This is a genomic window from Xanthomonas sp. SHU 199, assembly GCF_000364665.1.
In the GTDB taxonomy this organism is placed as follows: Bacteria; Pseudomonadota; Gammaproteobacteria; order Xanthomonadales; family Xanthomonadaceae; genus Xanthomonas_A; species Xanthomonas_A sontii.
The window spans coordinates 1-4,296 of record NZ_AQOI01000199.1 but is presented as its reverse complement, the minus strand read 5'-3'; the positions used below and the strand labels follow the sequence as shown (position 1 = coordinate 4,296).

The 4,296-nt window shown below is 72.6% G+C and carries 3 protein-coding genes and 1 pseudogene; 2 read left to right on the top strand and 2 right to left on the bottom strand.

What is annotated here, in order from left to right; translation table 11 throughout:
- Together D183_RS0108240 and D183_RS0108235 are read left to right on the top strand one after the other, a co-directional pair.
- Positions 1 to 1,624, top strand: a 1,624-nt coding sequence (locus D183_RS0108240; RefSeq protein WP_017908586.1) for a DUF1631 family protein, incomplete at its 5' end; no start/stop codon positions are given.
- Between the two features lie 545 nt (positions 1,625 to 2,169).
- The gene (locus D183_RS0108235; protein WP_017908585.1) at positions 2,170 to 3,249 is read left to right on the top strand and encodes an NAD(P) transhydrogenase subunit alpha; all 1,080 of its coding nucleotides are present in this window, start codon (positions 2,170 to 2,172) and stop codon (positions 3,247 to 3,249) included.
- A 305-nt stretch (positions 3,250 to 3,554) separates the two neighbouring features.
- Here D183_RS0108235 and D183_RS0108230 read toward each other — a convergent pair whose 3' ends face one another.
- Positions 3,555 to 4,055 (bottom strand): DUF3106 domain-containing protein, encoded by a 501-nt coding sequence (locus tag D183_RS0108230; RefSeq protein ID WP_026143493.1) that lies wholly within the window; start codon positions 4,053 to 4,055, stop codon positions 3,555 to 3,557.
- Positions 4,056 to 4,060: 5 nt separating this feature from the next.
- Positions 4,061 to 4,296: pseudogene (locus tag D183_RS0108225) on the bottom strand (hypothetical protein); the annotation flags it as partial.

The following is a 4,296-nucleotide window of genomic DNA, read 5'->3' as shown; positions in this document are numbered from 1 at the left end:
GGAGCAGCGCCCGCCGCGCGAGGCCGGCGCTGCCGGGGATGGCGTCGGTGCCGAGCTGGGCGAGGACGAAGAGCACTACGCGCCGGCCTGGGCCAACCGCTTCGTCAACCGCTGGGCCGAGCGCCGCGGCAGCCTGCAGGCCGGCGAGCGCTACGAGGACCCCGAGGCGCGCCTGCCCGGCGGCAGCCAGGGCGTGTTGCTGGAGGCGCTGCACGAACTGCTGCAGCAGACCCGCAACGCGCGCGAGAGCGCCACCTCCGCGGCGACCGCGGCGGTCGGCCAGCAACGGCCGCTGAGCCAGCGCGAGATGATGTCGGTGCTGTCGCTGCTGCAGGCCACGCCCAGCGCGACGCTGCGCGCGGCGATCGGCGACGACAGCGAATCGCTGGCGCAGCGGCTCAAGAGCGAGGTGCTGTCCAACGCCACCCAGTTCGGCGTGGATCCGGCGCATGCGCGGCTGGATCCGGTCGACGAGGACGCGATCGACCTGGTCGGCATGCTGTTCGACGTGATGCTCGACGAGCGCGACCTGGAGGGCCGCTCGCGCGAACTGATCGGCCGGCTGGTGGTGCCGTTCGTCAAGGTCGCATTGCTGGACCGGCGCATGTTCGTGCAGAAGACCCATCCGGCGCGGCGCCTGCTCAATTCGCTGGCCGAGGCCTGCGAGGGCAACACCGGCGAGAGCCAGGCCGAGCGCGTGCTGATGGGCAAGGTCGAGGAGATCATCGACCGGCTGGTGGCCGAGTTCAACGAGAACCTGGCGATCTTCCTGACCCTGGAGGAGGAATTCCGCGATTTCCTGGTGCAGCACCGCCGCCGCATCGAGATCGCCGAGCGCCGCGCCGCCGAGACCCAGCGCGGCCAGGAGAAGCTGGAACTGGCGCGGCAGCGCGCCGAGGCCGAACTGCAGGTGCGCCTGCAGGGCCGGCATTTGCCGCAGGCGTTGCAGGATTTCCTGCGGCAGCCGTGGCAGCACCACCTGACCATGGCGATGCTGCGCGAAGGCGAGGGCGGCCCCGGCGTGCGCGATGCGCTGGCGCTGGCCGACGGCCTGCTCGAGGAAGCCGCCGAGGCGCAGCGGCACATCGTCGGCAAGCCCTGGCTGCAGGCCTGGCAGGGCGCGCTGCAGCGGGTCTTCGCCAGTGTCGGCCTGCATGCCGAGGCGGCCACGGCCGCGATCGACGCGCTGCACGACACGCTGCAGGCGGTGGCCGAACTGCGCCCGGAACTGGAGCGGCCGCTGCCGGAACTGCCGCAGGTGGCGCTGCCGCAGCCGCCGGTGCAGGAGGCGCAACCGGTGGACGTGGCGCCGCCGCAGACCATGGACGATTTCGACAACGCCGATGCCGACCGCTTCCGCACGATGCAGATCGGCACCTGGCTGGATTTCGTCGACCGCGACGGCAAGATGCAGGCCGGCAAGCTGTCGTGGGTGAGCCCGATCTCGTCGCGCCTGCTGTTCGTCAACCGGCGCGGCGTGCGCTTCTGCGTGGCCTCGCCGGAAGAACTGGCGGTGATGGTGCGGCTGGGCCGGCTGCGCGCGCACGTCGACGACGGCGCCTTCGACAGCGCCATGCAGGGCGTCATCGACCGTCTCGATCCGCATAGCGCGACCTTGCACTGAGAGCACCGCGGCGGCGCGGGCGATCGCCGCCGTGGCGTTGCACGGGTCGCGTGCTGCTCGGCTGCCCGTATCGGCGGCGTCAGCGCATCGCCAGCGACGCGTTCCGGCGGCCGTTGGTCGCTGTGCCATCGCGACCGTAGGGGCGGCTTCAGCCGCGAGGGGCTTTTTACTCGAAGCCCCATTCGCGGCTGACGCCGTTTCCTGTCTGTCGGCCTTGGCGGGATCAGGCGGTCTCCTCCGCCGCGACCCGGTTTCCTCGCGCTGCCGGTCGCGGCTGACGCCGCGCCTGCGCCTGACCCGCGTTGGCGATCGCTTGCCGGCGATGCAGGGGTTCCTCGCACCCCGCGCCCTTCCCGACCTGGCCATGCCCCTGGCCGCCCCGGCGGAGAACACGCCTTCGCCGAGGCGGCGTGCGCCGGGCGCCCTCGGGTCGGGGGCGCCAACGCGCCCGGTCGCCGATGTCCACTTGGCGTGCGCGACGCCTCCACCTGGCGTGCGGACGCTGTAGGATCGGCGCGGACGACAGGCAAGGCACGGGGAATCGCATGGCAGTGCAGGTGCTGGTGGTGAAGGAATCGGCGCAGGGCGAACGCCGCGTGGCGGCGACGCCGGAGACGGTCAAGAAACTGGTCGCCCTGGGCGCGCAGGTGCGGGTCGAGCCGCAGGCCGGCGTGTCGGCCGGCTTCGTCGATGCGGCCTACCTGGCCGCCGGCGCCAGCCTGGCCGATCCCGACAGCCCGGCGCAGGCGGATCTGGTGCTGTGCGTGCAGCCGCTGCCGGCGGTGGCGCTGCAGCAGCTCAAGGAGGGCGCCGGCGTGGTCGGCATCCTGCAGCCGCAGGCCGATCCGGCGCGCGCGGCGGCGCTGCAGGCGCGGCAACTGGTCGCCTTTCCGCTGGAACGGCTGCCGCGCACCACCCGCGCGCAGGCGATGGACGTGCTCAGTTCGCAGGCCGGCATGGCCGGCTACAAGGCGACCCTGATCGCCGCGCAGCTGGCGCCGCGTTTCTTCCCGATGCTGACCACCGCGGCCGGCACCATCCGCCCCTCCAAGGTGCTGATCGTCGGCGCCGGCGTGGCCGGCCTGCAGGCCATCGCCACCGCCAAGCGCCTGGGTGCGCAGGTGGAGGGCTTCGACGTGCGCCCGGAAACCCGCGAGCAGATCGAATCGCTGGGCGGCAAGTTCCTCGATCTCGGGGTCAGCGCCGCCGGCGAGGGCGGCTACGCGCGGCAACTCACCGACGACGAGCGCGCGGAGCAGCAGCGTCGCCTGGCCGAGCACCTGAAGGGCATCGACGTGGTGGTGTGCACCGCCGCGGTGCCGGGACGGCCGGCACCCAAGATCCTCAGCGCGGCGATGGTCGCCGGCATGAAGCCGGGAAGCGTGGTGGTGGATCTGGCCGCCGAGACCGGTGGCAATTGCGAGCTCACCCGACCGGGCGAGACCATCGAACACGCCGGCGTGACCATTGCCGGGCCGTTGGATCTGGCCAGCATGGGCGCGGTGCATGCGAGCGAGATGTACGCACGCAACGTCTACAACTTCGTCGCCCTGTTCCTGAAGGACGGCGCGATCGCCTACGACTGGAACGACGAACTGTTGGCGAAGACGCGCTGGACGGCGTGAGTGCGGCCGCGACGCTTGGGCGCCGGCTCGGGCGGCGCTGATCTGCGGGCAAGGTGAGCCCGTGCAAGAGCGGCTTCAACTGCGACGGGCGCTACCGAAAACGCCGCGTCGCGACTGGAGCGCGACTTCGGAAGTGTCCCGTGGGAGCGGCTTCCAGCCGCGACCGGGTTTACCGGGAACGCCGTGGGGGGCTGAAACCGCTCCTGCGAGGCGATTTCTGCGGCGCTGGACTCCATGCGCCGCACACGACGAGGCGAGGGCGCGCGCGCCATGCGCATCGGGCTTGAACCGGCGCCGCGTTTCGCCTACCTGGCAGCATCCGGCGGCGGCAGGTTGTCCGGGCCGGCATTGGCGCGGATCCAGGCGGCGCGTTGTGCCGGCGTCATCGCTTCCCAGCGGTCGCGCAGCGCCTTGCGCTGGTCCGGCGGCAGCGTGCGCATGCGCTCGAACAGCACCCGCGCCTCCTCGCGCTGCTGCGGGGTCATGTCCTCGTAGCGGCGGGCGCCCTTGCGTGCGCGGTCGCGTTGCTCGGGGGTCATCGACTGCCAGCGCTGCGCGTGCTCGAACATGCGTCGGCGTTGCTGCGGGGCATCGTTCCAGCGCTGCCGCAGGGGCGCGATCAGCAGCTCGCGCTGCTGTGGGCTCAGGTGTTCCCAGTCGGGCAGCGGCGGGCCGGAGTCGTCGTCGCGGTCGGCCGCGCTCGGCGGTGGCGGCGGCCCGGGCGGGGGCGGGGCGGCGAAGGCCGCCGGGACGGCAGTGCCGGCCAGCAGCGTCAGCGCCAGGGAGAGACGGATCAGGCGAGTCATCGGGTTCATTCCATTGCCAGCGAGGTATCGGAGCCCAGCCACAGGTACAGGTCGGGATTTTCGTCGAGCATCGCGGTCGCGGCCTGGTCGCTGTCGGCGGCCGCGCCGGCGCGCACCGAGGCGGTCGCGGCCACGGTCGTGGCAGTGGCAGTGGCGGTGGCGACGCTGGCGGTGGTGGTGGTCGGCATCGACGGTGCGGGGCGCAGCAGCAGATGCACGCCCAGGGCCGCGCCGAGCAGCG

Excerpts from the sequence above, each read along its gene's own strand:
- D183_RS0108235 (WP_017908585.1), top strand. The coding sequence starts at position 2,170 with ATGGCAGTGCAGGTGCTGGTGGTGAAGGAATCGGCGCAGGGCGAACGC.
- D183_RS0108230 (WP_026143493.1), bottom strand. The coding sequence starts at position 4,055 with ATGACTCGCCTGATCCGTCTCTCCCTGGCGCTGACGCTGCTGGCCGGC.